Below are 13,266 nucleotides of genomic sequence, written 5' to 3'. Positions count from 1 at the left end.
ACTTCGGTTAACTCGTTGAGTTTCAAGGAGTTTTCCGTTTCGGTTGCGCCGGAAGTGGGGCGAATTATAGAGAGATTCGGGGGCGGGTCAAGCGTTGTTTTCACAGAAATGCCATATAGATCAAAAGCATCCTCGCGGGCGACCGCATCAGGGCCGCCAGGTGCATGCCTTGAGGATTTCATGCCTCATGGCATCGAGCGCCGCCCGCGCGGCGCATCGCGGCCAAGGCCGGCTCCTACATCCGTTGCAACGTGCCCCGCTATAGATAGGTGTTGCGCCTGGTCGCACCAACGCAGAGCTGCAGTGAACCAACAAGGCGGACACCACGATGGCACTGCCATGACTGGCCCGAAACAGATGTAGGAGCCGGGCTTGCCCGCGATGCGCCGCGCGGGCGGCGCTCGATCTCAAGGGCGCCAGAAAAACAACGACATGCACCTGGCGGCCTTAATGCAATCTCACGACATCCCCCTGCGCAATATATTGCCCAAACCCGATTTCCCCCCCATCATGCTCCCACCTGATCCCTTCTTCTATATAGACGGACCCACTCCGCGATGAACAACAAGACCCGCAGCCTGGCCTCCTCGCTGTTTCCCATCGGCCTGCTGCTGATTGCCATGGCCTCCATCCAGTCTGGCGCGTCGCTGGCCAAGACCATGTTCCCGGTGATCGGCGCCCAGGGCACGACCACCCTGCGGCTGATGTTCGCTGCGGTCATCATGGTGCTGCTGTTGCGCCCCTGGCGTGCGACGCTGACGGCGCGCTCGCTGCTGACCGTGGTCATCTACGGCATTTCCCTGGGCGGGATGAACTTCCTCTTCTATATGGCACTGCGCAGCGTGCCGCTGGGGATCGCCGTGGCCCTGGAGTTCACCGGGCCGTTGGCGGTGGCGCTGTACGCCTCGCGCCGGCCGCTGGACTTCGTGTGGATCGCGCTGGCGGTGCTGGGCCTGATCCTGCTGATCCCCATGGGAGATGCCAAGGCCAGCCTCGACCTGACCGGCGTTGCCTACGCCCTGGGCGCCGGTGCCTGCTGGGCGCTGTATATCCTGTTCGGGCAAAAGGCCGGCAATGACAACGGTATCCAGACCGCAGCCCTGGGCGTGGTGATCGCCGCGCTGTTCATCGCCCCCATCGGTATCGTGCACGCAGGTAGCGCGCTGCTCTCCCCTGCCCTGCTGCCCGTGGCGCTGGGGGTAGCGGTGTTGTCGACCGCCCTGCCCTACAGCCTGGAGATGGTGGCCCTCACCCGGTTGCCGGCGCGCACCTTCGGCACGCTGATGAGCATCGAACCGGCGTTTGGCGCGCTGTCCGGCCTGCTGTTCCTGCACGAAGTGCTGTCGCTCGCCCAATGGCTGGCGATCGCGGCCATCATTACCGCGTCCATCGGCGCCACCCTGACCATGCAACGCGAACCGCACCCTACGCCGGTGGCGGATTGAAGTGAAAATCGATACAGAAAAGTCGTCATTGGCAATTGCGGCAAAGGGCCAGCCCCTTTAGGCTGTAACCCTTCGACAAACTTGAAGTTTTTCGACCGTGACATGGAGGTCCAAAGCGGGTCAGGTGATAAGCCGATAATCAGACCTGGGCACTAGATCCGGGCATGCCACTAAGGACATCAATGAAACATTTGCTGATCATGGCAGCCATCCTGGCCATCGCCGGTTGCGCTGCCACTTCGCACACCTCCGTCAAGCACGGCAGGAAGGGGTTGCACATCAACTGCTCGGGCCTGTCCTCGTCGTGGGACAAGTGCTATCAGGCGGCGGCCGACGCCTGCGGCACCAAGGGCTACAAGGTGCTGGCCAAATCCGGCGACGCGGTCGAAGACCCGGGCGACTACCCGTTCGGCCTGAACCCGGCCGGCTACACCAGCCGCAGCATGATCGTCATCTGCAAGTAGCCCTGTGATATAGCGGATTCACCCTTCAGAAAGGGCCGGCCACTGGTTGCCGGCCCGCCCGTCCCCGCCTAGGATCGTTCCATCGACAAACGAAGGAACCGCCCCATGGCTTCTGCTTCCGACAACAACAAAGTCGTGCTGGTGATCGGCGCCGGTGATGCCACCGGTGGCGCCATTGCCCGCCGTTTCGCCCGCGAAGGCTATATCGCCTGCGTGGTACGCCGCAGCGCCGACAAGCTGCAACCCCTGGTAGACAGCATCCGCGCCGACGGCGGCCAGGCCATTGGCTATGGCTGCGATGCGCGCAAGGAGGAAGACGTCATCGACCTGGTGGCGCGCATCGAACGCGAGGTGGGCGTCATCGAGGCCTACGTGTTCAACATCGGCGCCAACGTGCCCTGCAGCATCCTCGACGAAACCGCACGCAAGTATTTCAAGATCTGGGAAATGGCGTGTTTCTCGGCGTTCCTCACGGCCCGCGAGGTGGCCAAGCGCATGGTCACCCGCAAGCGCGGCACCCTGCTGTTCACCGGCGCAACGGCCGGCACTCGCGGGGCCGCCCACTTCGCCGCGTTCGCCGGCGCCAAGCACGCGCTGCGGGCCCTGGCCCAGAGCATGGCCCGCGAACTGGGCCCCCTGAACCTGCACGTGGCCCATGTGATAGTCGATGGCGCCATCGACACCGAGTTCATCCGCACCCAGTTCCCCGAAAAATACGCCGAGAAAGACCAGGACGGCATCCTCAACCCCGAGCATATCGCCGACAACTACTGGTTCCTGCACACCCAGCCACGGGACGCCTGGACCTTCGAGCTTGACCTGCGCCCCTGGGGCGAACGCTGGTAACTCACCCTCTACCCACCGGGAGCCACCATCATGACCAAGACCGTTGAGTTCTACTTCGACCTGGGCAGCCCCGCCAGCTACCTGGCCTGGACCCAGTTGCCAGCGTTGTGCGCCGAGACCGGCGGGCAGCTGGTGTACCACCCCATGTTGCTGGGTGGCGTGTTCAAGGCCACCGGCAATGCGTCGCCTGCGAGCATTCCGGCCAAGGGCCGCTACATGAACCGCGACCTGCAGCGCTACGCCGAGCGTTATCAGGTGCCGCTGCGCTTCAGTGCCCACTTCCCCATCAACACGCTACCGCTGATGCGCATGGTCACCGGCGTGCAGATGCGCCAGCCCGAGCGCTTTCTCAGCCTGCTGGACTGCCTGTTTGCGGCGCTGTGGGTACGCGGGCTGAACCTGGGCGACCCGGCCGTGGTGCAAGAGGTGCTGGAGGCCGATGGCTTTGACAGCCAGGCGTTGCAGGCGCTGGTGCTGGACGAGGCGGTGAAAGAACGGCTCAAGGACACCACCGAGCAGGCGCTGCAGCGCGGGGTGTTTGGCGCGCCGAGCCTGTTCGTTGACGATGAGTTGTACTTTGGCCAGGACCGGCTGGAGTTTGTGCGCGAGGCGTTGCTGCGCAATTGATGCGGGGGACGCGGCCTTTGGCCGCTGCTACAGGTTTCGGTAGCAGCTGCCGCAGGCTGCGTCAGGCCGTCAAACGGCCGCGGTACGGGTCTGCAACCACGCCAGCGCCGCGCCTTGCACCAACGGCCCGACGCGCTCCAGCACCTGGCGGTGATAGGCGTTCAGCCACTCACGCTCCTCGGCTGTCAGTTTTTCCACCAGCAGACAGCGGGTGTCGATCGGGCACAGGGTCAAGGTCTCGAACTTGAGGAATTCGCCGAACTCGCTGCTGCCCGCTTCCTGGTTCATCGCCAGGTTCTCGATACGCACGCCCCACTGGCCCGGACGGTAGGTGCCCGGTTCGATCGAGGTGATCATGCCGGCCTGCATCGCCGTCTGCGGGCCTGGCGCCGCCTGGTAGGCGATGACCTGCGGGCCTTCGTGCACGTTCATGAAGTAACCCACGCCATGGCCGGTGCCGTGGCCGTAGTCGACGTTGTCGGCCCAGATGGGCGCGCGGGCGATGGCGTCCAGCAACGGCGAGAGAATGCCCTTGGGGAAGCGCGCGCGGGACAAGGCGATGACGCCCTTGAGCACCCGCGTGCAATCCGCCTTCTGGGCAGCGGTAGGTGTGCCGACCGGCACCATGCGGGTGATGTCGGTGGTGCCGCCCAGGTACTGGCCGCCGGAGTCGATCAGCAGCAGGCCATCGCCCTGGATGACGGCGTGGGATTCATCCGTGGCGCGGTAGTGCGGCATGGCCCCGTTGGCGTTGAACGCGGCAATGGTGGCGAAGCTCAGCGAAACATAGTTCGGGCGGCGGGCACGGGCGGCGGTGAGGTGGGTGTCGACGTCCACTTCGGTGACCGTGCCCTGGGCCAGGGCCGGCTCCAGCCAGGCGAAGAACTCGCACAAGGCCGCGCCGTCCTGCTCCATGGCCTGGCGAATATGCACCGCGTCGGCCTCGCTCTTGCGTGACTTGGCGAAGGTGCTTGGCGCAATGCCTTCCACCAGCACCACCTCGGCGCCCAGGTTGTCCAGCAGGCCACAGGTCACCTTCAGCGGGTCGACCAGCAGGCGCGCGCCGGCCGGCACTTCGGCCAGGGCGCCGCCCACGTCGTGGTAGTCACGCAGGGTCACGCCTTCCGCGGCCAGGGTGCGCGCCAGCTCGGCGTCCACCTTGCCGGCGCCGACGAACAGCAGGGCCTGGTCGTGGCTGATCAGCGCGAACGACAGGAACACCGGGTTGTAGGACACGTCGCTGCCGCGCAGGTTGAACAGCCAGGCGATGTCATCAACCGTGGCGATGAAGTGCCAGTCGGCGCCACGCGCCTTCATCTCTGCACGCACGCCAGCGAGCTTGTCGGTGCGCGCGACCGTGGCGTAGGGCGGCAGGTGCGCATACACCGGCGCAGCCGGCAGGGCCTCGCGGTCGTGCCAGATCTCGCCCAGCAGGTCACGGTCGATACGCAGGGTGGCGCCGCGGCTGCGCAGCTTTTCGTCCAAGGTGCGGCGCGAGGCCAGGGCCATGACCGCGCCGTCCACCGCCGCCGTGCCGTTGTCGGGGGTGTTGTCGGCCAGCCACTCCAGCGGCCCCGGCTTGCCCGGCCCCAGTTTCACCAGTTCGATGCCGCTGCCCGCCAGTTCCTTCTCGGCCTGCTCCCAGTAACGGCTGTCGGCCCACAGGCCGGCGAACTGCTGGCTGACCACCAGGGTACCCACCGAACCATGGAAGCCGGACAGCCACTGGCGCCCCTGCCAGTAGCCGGGCAGGTACTCGGACAGGTGCGGGTCGGCGGATGGCACCAGCAGCGCATCGACGCCTTCGCGGGCCATCACCGCGCGGATTTGCGCCAGGCGGGCTGGCACCTGGTTAGGGGTTGAAGACTGCGTGCTCATGCTCACTCCTGCGGCCACGGTGTTCATCGTTATAAGAAGCCGATAATGAAGCAGCGCCGGCCGGCGGGCAACCGTGGCACTGCTTGCGGCATGTGTCCGGCTGTTCAGCGAACAACAGCGCTTCCACACAACCCGGCCCTATCAACAGCTCCCCACCTCTGCACTCGCCTAATCCTCGCGAAAAACCACGCCAAACGAATTGGCATAAAAAATGCCATTCACCTACCAAGCATGACTATACGAATAGAAAGCTGAGCCCAATCATCTATTCAGCAGGACGACTTTATGCATTCGGTTTCATGGGGAGAATCACACCAACTGGCCCGGGCCATCCGCCTGGCCACCCTGGGGCTAGGCTCGGCGCTGATGCTGGCCAACACTGCGCACGCCGACGACGCCACCACGCCGCAGCTCAAGACCGTGACCGTGGAGGTCAAGAAACAGACCCCGGTGCAGGCCGCCAAGAGCCAGCTGGACGAAGTGCCCGGCGGCACCAGCGTGGTCGACAGCGAGGACGTGGCCAAGGGCCGCACCGCCACCCTGCAGGACACCCTCGCCTACCAGCCCGGCGTGTTCGTGCAGTCCACGGGCGGCACCGACGCGGCGAAGATTTCCATTCGTGGCTCGGGCGCCAACACCTCGCCAGGCTATTTCCGCGAGGGCATCAAGTTCCTCTTCGACGGCCTGCCCATCACCGGCCCCGGCGGCACGCCCTATGAACTACTGGGCGGCGCCGGGGTGAACTACACCGAGATCCTGCGCGGCGCCAACGCGTTCCAGTACGGGGCGCTGAGCCTGGGCGGGGCGATCAACTTCGTCAACCAGACCGGCTACACCGCCCCCGACCTGCGCGTGCGCGCGGAAACCGGCAGCTACGGCTACAACAAGCAGAGCGCCAGCTACGGCGGCGTCGAAGGGCCGCTGGACTACTACATCAACGTCGACAACTACCGCAACGACGGCTACCGCGACTACAGCCTGGCCAAGAGCCAGGGCGTGGTGGCCAACTTCGGCTACCAGATCAACCCGAACCTGAAGACCGAGTTGCTGCTGCGCTACCGCGACGAGTTCCACGACGACCCCAGCCCCACCACCCTCTCCCAGGTGCTGCACCACCCGTCCCAGGCCAGCGCCACCGCGGCGTCCAGCGGCGCCGGCAGCCGCCGCCCGGGCAGCCTGTGGGCCGGCAGCAAGACCACCTACACCTTCGACGACGACTCGACCCTGGCCGTGGGCTTCACCTACTACAAGTACAACCACCACAACAGCCCGAACAGCCCCACCAACCCCAGCTACTGGGAGTGGACCGACCTGAGCGCGCTGCTCGACTACGAGCGCAGCGACGAGTTGCTGGGCCACCAGACCCGCTCCAGCCTGTCCTTCACCACCACTGACCACATCCGCGGCCAGGTGGACTCCACCTTCGCCAACAAGGCCAGCCGCAAGTTCGTCGACTACAACGGCTCGTTCGACCGCGTGTTCGCCCTGGGCAACGACCTGGAACTGACCGATGGCCTGTGGCTGACCAGCGGCCTGTCGGCCATCAACGTCAAGCGCGACGTCGACGTGAAATCGTCCTTGGTGGCCAACACCAGCGAATACCCAGGCTCGGTGGACTACAACAACTGGAGCCTCGCCCCACGCCTCGGCCTGCGCTATGAACTCACCCCGCAACTGCAGGTGTTCGCCAACGTCAGCCGCAGCATCGACCCGCCAGCCGACTGGGAATACTCCGGCTCCGGCCCTACCCAGCCGTACGTGCGGCCACTGGTGGAACAAAAGGCCAACACCGTGGAGTTCGGCATCAAGGGCTCGTCCGGGCCCTTCGATGGCAGCCTGACGCTGTACCGCTCCTGGCTGCGCGACGAACTGCTCAACGTGCAGTTGATCGCTGCCACCTCCACCGCCGCCGCGGTCACCGGCGCGTTCAACGCCTCGCCCACCATTCACCAGGGCATCGAGGCGGGCCTGAACACGCAACTGTGGCAAGGCGCCAACGGCGACAAGGTCAACTTCCGCCAGGTGTACACCTACAGCGACTTCCACTACCGCCACGACGCCACCTTTGGCGACAACCAGCTGCCGGGCATTCCCAAGCACGTCTACCAGGGCGAGCTGCAATACCAGCAGCCCGGCGGCTTCTACACCGGCGTCAACGTGCAATCGAGCTCGCGCACGGCGGTGGACTACGCCAACACCTTCTATGCGCCTTCCTACACCATCTACGGCGCCAACGTCGGCTACGAGGCCCCCAGCAAAAAGTGGAAGGTCTCGCTGGACCTGAAGAACCTGACCGACAAGAAGTACGTCACGGCGGTGCAGCCGGCGTATAACGTACAGGGGCAGGACACCGCGGCGCTGTACCCCGGCGACGGGATTGGCGCGTACGTGGGTGTGGAATACCGCTACTGAGCCAGGGACGCGGCCTGCGGCCGCTGCTACCGCTTCCCCGTAGCAGCTGCCGAAGGCTGCGTCCTCCCCCCGCCGCCCCACAAACTGAACTATCTCCCCACCCCACCATTCAAACACTGCAAAGACCGCCCGCCCCACTCCACGGGAGCCGCCCATGCCCAGCACGCCACGCAAATCCGGGGTTGTCCTGCTGCCCGGCGCCACGCCGACGCCGGACCACGAACGCGCCGTGCACCTGGGCCTGGCGAAGCGCATCGCCACGCTGCTAGGCACCCGGTTCCTCGCTGAGGACGAACGCCAGGGCGTGCCGGAGCACGAGCTCTACTACCTGCCCGCCGACACCCTCATCGACCCCCAGGCCTGGCGCCAGCGCTGCGGCATCACCTGCGTGGACGACTTCTTCGGCGGCCTGGTCAGCCAGCCGTTCATGATCACCAAGGCCATTTCCCACCCCCGCGTCGAGGGCGGTGCAGCGCCCACCGGCTGGGCCGATGCCTTTGCCGCGCACGCTGGCGACGCCCTGCTGGACGGCCACACCGTGTTCGACCTGGAGGACGCCCGCAAAGCCGCGGCGCACCTGCTCAAGGAGGCGCCGCTGCGGCTCAAGCCGGTGCGCGCCACCGCCGGGCGCGGGCAGACCATTATCCGCGACAGCCAGGAGCTGGACTCGGTGCTCAACCACCTCGACGACGAAGAAATTCGCCTGTGGGGCCTGGTGCTGGAGCAGAACCTCACCGAGGTGCGCACCTACAGCGTCGGCCAGGTGCAGGTGGCCGGAATCACCGCCTCGTACCACGGCACCCAGCAGTTGACCGAAGACCACCGCGGCGAGCTGGTGTACGGCGGCTCGGACCTGGTGGTAGTGCGCGGTGGCTACGAGCAGCTGCTGGCCCTGCCGCTGGACGATGACACCCGCCTGGCCGTGGACCAGGCGCGGCGCTACGAACAGGCCGCGCGCAACGCCTTCCCCGGCTTCGTCGCCTCGCGGCGCAACTACGACGTCGCCCGCGGCCTCGACCATCGCGGCCGGCCGCGCAGCGGCGTGCTGGAGCAATCCTGGCGGGTGGGTGGCGCCAGCAGCGCCGAAATCCTCGCGCTGCAGGCCTTCGCCGCCGACCCGGCGCTGGCCTGCGTGCAGGCCTCCACCCATGAAGTGTTCGACAACAGCCCCATCCCGGCCGACGCCACCCTGTTCTACCAGGGCGACGACACCGAACTCGGCCGCCTGAGCAAATATGCAAGGATCCGCGACTATGAGCGTCCATAGCGAACCCATCGACATCCAGGTAGGCGGCGAGACCATCGCCGGCACGCTACTAAGCCCCGGCAGCAAGGTCCCCGGGATTCTGTTCGTGCACGGCTGGGGCGGCAGCCAGCAGCGCGACCTGGCGCGGGCCAAGAACATCACCGGGCTTGGCTGCGTGTGCCTGACCTTCGACCTGCGCGGCCACGAGAAAACCGCCAGCCAGCGCGAAAGCGTGACCCGCGAGCAGAACCTGGAAGACCTGTTGGCCGCCTACGACATGCTGGTCAGCCACCCGGCCGTGGACAGCCGCGCCATCACCGTGATCGGCAGCAGCTACGGCGGCTACCTGGCCGCCATCCTCACCCGCCTGCGCCCGGTACGCTGGCTGGCACTACGGGTGCCGGCGCTGTACTGGGACAACGAATGGAACGTACCCAAGTACGCCCTGGACCGCAGTGGCCTGCAGATCTACCGGCGTGAAAACCTGGGGCCCGCGGACAATCGTGCCCTGGCGGCGTGCGCGGAATTCGAAGGGGACGTGTTGCTGGTGGAATCGGAGCAGGACGACTATGTGCCGCACACTACCCTGATGAGTTACCGCTCGGCGTTCGTGGGGGCGCATTCCATGACCCATCGCATCGTCGATGGCGCCGATCACGCGCTGTCCACCGATGCCAACCAGAAAGCCTACAGCGCGATCCTGACCCAGTGGGTCAGCGAGATGGTGATAGGCGCGCGGCTGGAGAAATATCCGCACCACTCACCGCGGTATTCCTGATCAGCCTTCGCTCAGGCCTTTGCCGGCAACGGCGTGCTGGCCGATGACTTCGCGGGTCTGCGAGCGTTCGATGCGGGCGCGTTCACGCTGGTATTCGTCGAACGACAGGCCGCGGCGGCTGAGGTTTTCCAGCGCCAGTTCATGCTGTTCCTCGACGCTGTAGCCGCGAGTTTCAGGGTGGTTGTCGGCGCAACCGGCGAGGGCGGCGGTGAGGACTGCAAGGCTGAACGCGAGGGCGGTTTTCATGGGGGGCCTCCTGCACCCTGGGGTGCTTCATGTGGCTGATTCGATGTGGAAAGGTTACTGCCGGGGGCCCTTGGAGGAACAATCACTGCTCTCAATAGTGGCTATTGGATTTTTTGCCCTCGATGGTGGGGGGGGGGACGCGGCCTGCGGCCGCTGCTACGGGGGTATATTCTTTGGTGATCTATTTGGATTACTTCTTGGTCTTTTACGGCATAAGCCTGCTTCCTCTATAACAGTGGCTGCCGCACCTGCCGCTGTTGCGCCAGCCACTGTTGCCCCAGCAACAGCCATTCCACAGCACGTCGCACCAGCGACACCGGCGGGGGTCGGCCATTTCGCGCCAGCCCAGGCGGGGCGCGGCTTCCAGGGATTGGTACGGTGCTTGCTCTGGAGCCTTCACTGTCCATTGAGCCACTGTTGAGGAATACACATGTCACGCCCATTGAACGTTGTTGCCGTTTCCGGGGGCACCTGGCGCCCGTCGCGCACCCTGGTGCTGACCCAGGCCATCGTCGCCCAGCTGGGTGAGCTGCTGCCCATCCAGGCCCAGGTCATCGAACTCACCGACATCGCCCGCCCCCTGGGCGCCGCGCTGTCGCGCCAGGAAGCCGCTGCCGAGGTGGAAGCCAGCCTGGCCGCCATTGAAAACGCCGACCTGTTGATCGTCGCCTCGCCGGTGTACCGCGGCTCCTACCCCGGCCTGCTCAAGCACCTGTTCGACCTGGTCGACCTCAATGCCCTGATCGACACCCCGGTGCTGCTGGCCGCCACCGGTGGCAGCGACCGCCACGCGCTGGTGCTCGACCACCAGCTGCGCCCGCTGTTCAGCTTCTTCCAGGCGCTGACCCTGCCCATTGGCGTGTACGCCACCGAGGCCGACTTCAGCAATTACCAGATCATCAGCGAGCTGCTGCAGGCGCGCATTCGCCTGGCAGCCGAACGTGCCGCGCCGCTGTTCGGCGGCCTGTCCAACCACCTGCTGAAAATTGCCTGAGGCCTGACATGGATGTTTTCTGGTTCCTGCCCACCCACGGTGACGGCCATTACCTGGGCACCACCCAGGGCGCCCGCCCGGTGACCCTCAATTACCTCAAGCAGGTGGCCCAGGCCGCCGACGACCTGGGCTACCACGGCGTGCTGATTCCCACCGGCCGCTCGTGCGAAGACTCCTGGGTGATCGCCTCGGCGCTGGTGCCGCTCACCGAGCGCCTGCGCTACCTGGTAGCGATCCGCCCGGGCATCATCTCGCCCACGGTGTCGGCGCGCATGGCCGCCACCCTCGACCGGCTGTCCAACGGCCGCCTGCTGATCAACGTGGTCACCGGCGGTGACCCTGACGAAAACCGTGGCGACGGCAGCTTCCTGACCCACGCCGAACGCTACGAGGTCACCGACGAATTCCTGCACATCTGGCGCCGCGTACTGCAAGGCGAGGCCGTGGATTTCGAAGGCAAGCACCTGCACGTGCAGAACGCCAAGGCCCTCTACCCGCCGGTGCAGAAGCCCTACCCGCCGCTGTACTTCGGTGGTTCTTCCGAGGCCGCCCACGCGTTGGCCGCGGAGCAGGTGGACGTCTACCTGACCTGGGGCGAACCGCCGGCCGCGGTGGCCGCCAAGCTCGCCGACATTCGCGAACGCGCCGCCCGCCATGGCCGCCAGGTGCGCTTCGGCATCCGCCTGCACGTGATCGTGCGCCCCACCAGCGAAGAGGCCTGGGACGCCGCCAACCGCCTGATCGAACACATCAGCGACGACACCATCGCCGCCGCCCAGCAGTCGTTCGCGCGCTTCGACTCCGAAGGCCAGCGGCGCATGGCGGCGCTGCACGGTGGCCGCCGCGACGGCCTGGAAATCGCCCCCAACCTGTGGGCCGGCGTCGGCCTGGTGCGTGGCGGCGCCGGTACTGCGCTGGTAGGCAACCCGCAGGAAGTGGCCGCACGCATCAAGGAATACGCGGACCTGGGCATCGAGAGCTTCATCTTCTCCGGCTACCCGCACCTGGAAGAGGCCTACCGCTTCGCCGAGCTGGTGTTCCCGCTGCTGCCCGAGCCGTACGCCAGCCTGGCCGGCCGCGGCATCACCAACCTCACCGGGCCGTTCGGCGAGATGATCGCCAACGACGTGCTGCCCGCCGCCAAGGCCACGCCATGAGCGAGTTGAATACGCCCCTGGAGATCGCCCGCGCCCTGGCCGCCGACTTCGCCGAAACCGCCGTGGAGCGTGACCTGCGCGGCGGCACGCCGAAGGCCGAGCGCGACGCCCTGCGCCGCAGCGGCCTGCTGGCCATGAGCATTCCCCAGGCGTTCGGTGGCCAGGGCGCCAGCTGGACCGACACCCTGGGGGTGGTGCGCGAGCTGGCGCGGGTCGACAGTTCCATCGCCCACGTGTTCGGCTTTCATCACCTGATGCTGGCCACCGTGCGCCTGTTCGCCCGCCCCGAGCAGTGGCAACCGTGGTTCGAGCAGACCGCCCGCCAGCAGTGGTTCTGGGGCAACGCCCTGAACCCGCTGGACACCCGCACCGTGGTGCGCCACTTCAACGGCTGGTGCGAGTTTTCCGGCAAGAAGAGCTTCTGCTCCGGCGCCAGCGACTCGCAGATGCTGATTGCCTCGGCGGTGGATGAGACGGCGGGCGGCAAGCTGCTGATCGCCGCCATCCCCAGCAGCCGCAGCGGCATCACCCTGCACGACGACTGGGACAACTTCGGCCAGCGCCAGACCGATAGCGGCAGCGCCAGCTTCGAGCGGGTGCGGGTGGAGCAGTCCGAGCTGCTGCTGGACCCCGGCCCCCTGAGCACGCCATTCGCCTGCCTGCGGCCGCTGATCGCGCAGCTGACCTTCACCCACATGTTCCTCGGCCTCACCGAGGGCGCGGTGGAAGAAGCGCGGCACTACACGCTGCACGAGACCCGGCCATGGTTCAAGTCCGGCAGCCAGGAGGCGCGCCACGACCCTTACGTGCTGGCCCACTACGGCGAGTTCTGGGTGGCCCTGGAGTCGGTGCGCCTGCTGGTGGAACGCGCCACCCACCTGCTGGACCAGGCCTGGGCCCGTGGCCCGGCGCTGACCGCAGATGAACGCGGGCACCTGGCCGTGGCCATCGCCACCGCCAAGGTGGCCGCCAGCCGCCACGGCCTGGAGATCTGCAGCCGCCTGTTCGAAGCCACCGGTGCCCGCGCCACCCACGCCTCGCTGCGCCTGGACCGCTACTGGCGCAACCTGCGCACCCAGAGCCTGCACGACCCTATCGACTACAAGCTTCACGAACTCGGCGACTGGGCCCTGAACCGGACGCTGCCGATTCCCACTTTTTATTCCTAGAGAA

At 66.4% G+C, this 13,266-nt stretch carries 13 protein-coding genes; 10 read left to right on the top strand and 3 right to left on the bottom strand.

Annotation, left to right across the window (positions count from 1 at the left end; translation table 11 throughout):
* Positions 1-182 (bottom strand): hypothetical protein (locus ACWKWX_RS29685; protein WP_483829611.1); only part of this gene is annotated, 182 nt, incomplete at its 3' end.
* A 375-nt stretch (positions 183-557) separates the two neighbouring features.
* Here ACWKWX_RS29685 and rhtA point away from each other — a divergent pair.
* The 4 genes from rhtA to ACWKWX_RS29665 all read left to right on the top strand — a co-directional run bounded on the left by rhtA (position 558) and on the right by ACWKWX_RS29665 (position 3,382).
* Positions 558-1,445, top strand: coding sequence for a threonine/homoserine exporter RhtA (gene rhtA / locus ACWKWX_RS29680; RefSeq protein ID WP_473006208.1), 888 nt, complete (start codon positions 558-560; stop codon positions 1,443-1,445).
* A gap of 182 nt (positions 1,446-1,627) precedes the next feature.
* The gene (locus tag ACWKWX_RS29675; protein ID WP_416423654.1) at positions 1,628-1,909 is read left to right on the top strand and encodes a hypothetical protein; all 282 of its coding nucleotides are present in this window, start codon (positions 1,628-1,630) and stop codon (positions 1,907-1,909) included.
* Positions 1,910-2,014: 105 nt separating this feature from the next.
* The gene (locus tag ACWKWX_RS29670; protein WP_483829610.1) at positions 2,015-2,755 is read left to right on the top strand and encodes an SDR family oxidoreductase; all 741 of its coding nucleotides are present in this window, start codon (positions 2,015-2,017) and stop codon (positions 2,753-2,755) included.
* A gap of 30 nt (positions 2,756-2,785) precedes the next feature.
* Positions 2,786-3,382, top strand: a complete 597-nt coding sequence (locus tag ACWKWX_RS29665; protein ID WP_483829609.1) for a 2-hydroxychromene-2-carboxylate isomerase — start codon at positions 2,786-2,788, stop codon at positions 3,380-3,382.
* Between the two features lie 69 nt (positions 3,383-3,451).
* On the opposite strand, the gene ACWKWX_RS29660 is transcribed toward ACWKWX_RS29665, so the two are convergent.
* Entirely contained in the window at positions 3,452-5,260 is a 1,809-nt protein-coding gene (locus tag ACWKWX_RS29660) for an aminopeptidase P family protein (protein ID WP_483829608.1), read from the bottom strand.
* Positions 5,261-5,545: 285 nt separating this feature from the next.
* Here ACWKWX_RS29660 and ACWKWX_RS29655 point away from each other — a divergent pair, with 285 nt between their 5' ends.
* The 3 genes from ACWKWX_RS29655 to ACWKWX_RS29645 all read left to right on the top strand — a co-directional run bounded on the left by ACWKWX_RS29655 (position 5,546) and on the right by ACWKWX_RS29645 (position 9,696).
* Positions 5,546-7,672 (top strand): TonB-dependent receptor family protein, encoded by a 2,127-nt coding sequence (locus ACWKWX_RS29655; protein ID WP_483829607.1) that lies wholly within the window; start codon positions 5,546-5,548, stop codon positions 7,670-7,672.
* Positions 7,673-7,826: 154 nt separating this feature from the next.
* The gene (locus ACWKWX_RS29650) at positions 7,827-8,939 is read left to right on the top strand and encodes a DUF3182 family protein (RefSeq protein ID WP_473006204.1); all 1,113 of its coding nucleotides are present in this window, start codon (positions 7,827-7,829) and stop codon (positions 8,937-8,939) included.
* On the top strand, positions 8,926-9,696 hold the full coding sequence (locus ACWKWX_RS29645) for an alpha/beta hydrolase family protein (RefSeq protein WP_483829606.1): 771 nt from the start codon (positions 8,926-8,928) through the stop codon (positions 9,694-9,696). The genes ACWKWX_RS29650 and ACWKWX_RS29645 overlap by 14 nt, the downstream gene beginning before the upstream one ends.
* Here ACWKWX_RS29645 and ACWKWX_RS29640 read toward each other — a convergent pair whose 3' ends face one another.
* On the bottom strand, positions 9,697-9,942 hold the full coding sequence (locus ACWKWX_RS29640; RefSeq protein WP_416423647.1) for a hypothetical protein: 246 nt from the start codon (positions 9,940-9,942) through the stop codon (positions 9,697-9,699). It lies immediately after the preceding gene.
* 430 nt (positions 9,943-10,372) lie between these two features.
* Here ACWKWX_RS29640 and msuE point away from each other — a divergent pair, with 430 nt between their 5' ends.
* The 3 genes from msuE to ACWKWX_RS29625 are packed head-to-tail and all read left to right on the top strand — an operon-like array spanning position 10,373 to position 13,262.
* On the top strand, positions 10,373-10,936 hold the full coding sequence (gene msuE, locus ACWKWX_RS29635) for an FMN reductase (protein WP_483829605.1): 564 nt from the start codon (positions 10,373-10,375) through the stop codon (positions 10,934-10,936).
* A gap of 8 nt (positions 10,937-10,944) precedes the next feature.
* On the top strand, positions 10,945-12,093 hold the full coding sequence (ssuD, locus tag ACWKWX_RS29630) for an FMNH2-dependent alkanesulfonate monooxygenase (RefSeq protein ID WP_483829604.1): 1,149 nt from the start codon (positions 10,945-10,947) through the stop codon (positions 12,091-12,093).
* Positions 12,090-13,262 (top strand): acyl-CoA dehydrogenase family protein, encoded by a 1,173-nt coding sequence (locus ACWKWX_RS29625; RefSeq protein ID WP_483829603.1) that lies wholly within the window; start codon positions 12,090-12,092, stop codon positions 13,260-13,262. Before ssuD ends, ACWKWX_RS29625 begins: the two co-directional genes overlap by 4 nt.
* The last annotated feature ends 4 nt before the right edge of the window (positions 13,263-13,266 follow it).

The sequence above is a fragment of the Pseudomonas imperatae genome (genome assembly GCF_057128625.1).
Note: the sequence above shows the minus strand (reverse complement) of the source record. Positions and strands in the feature narration are given on the sequence as shown.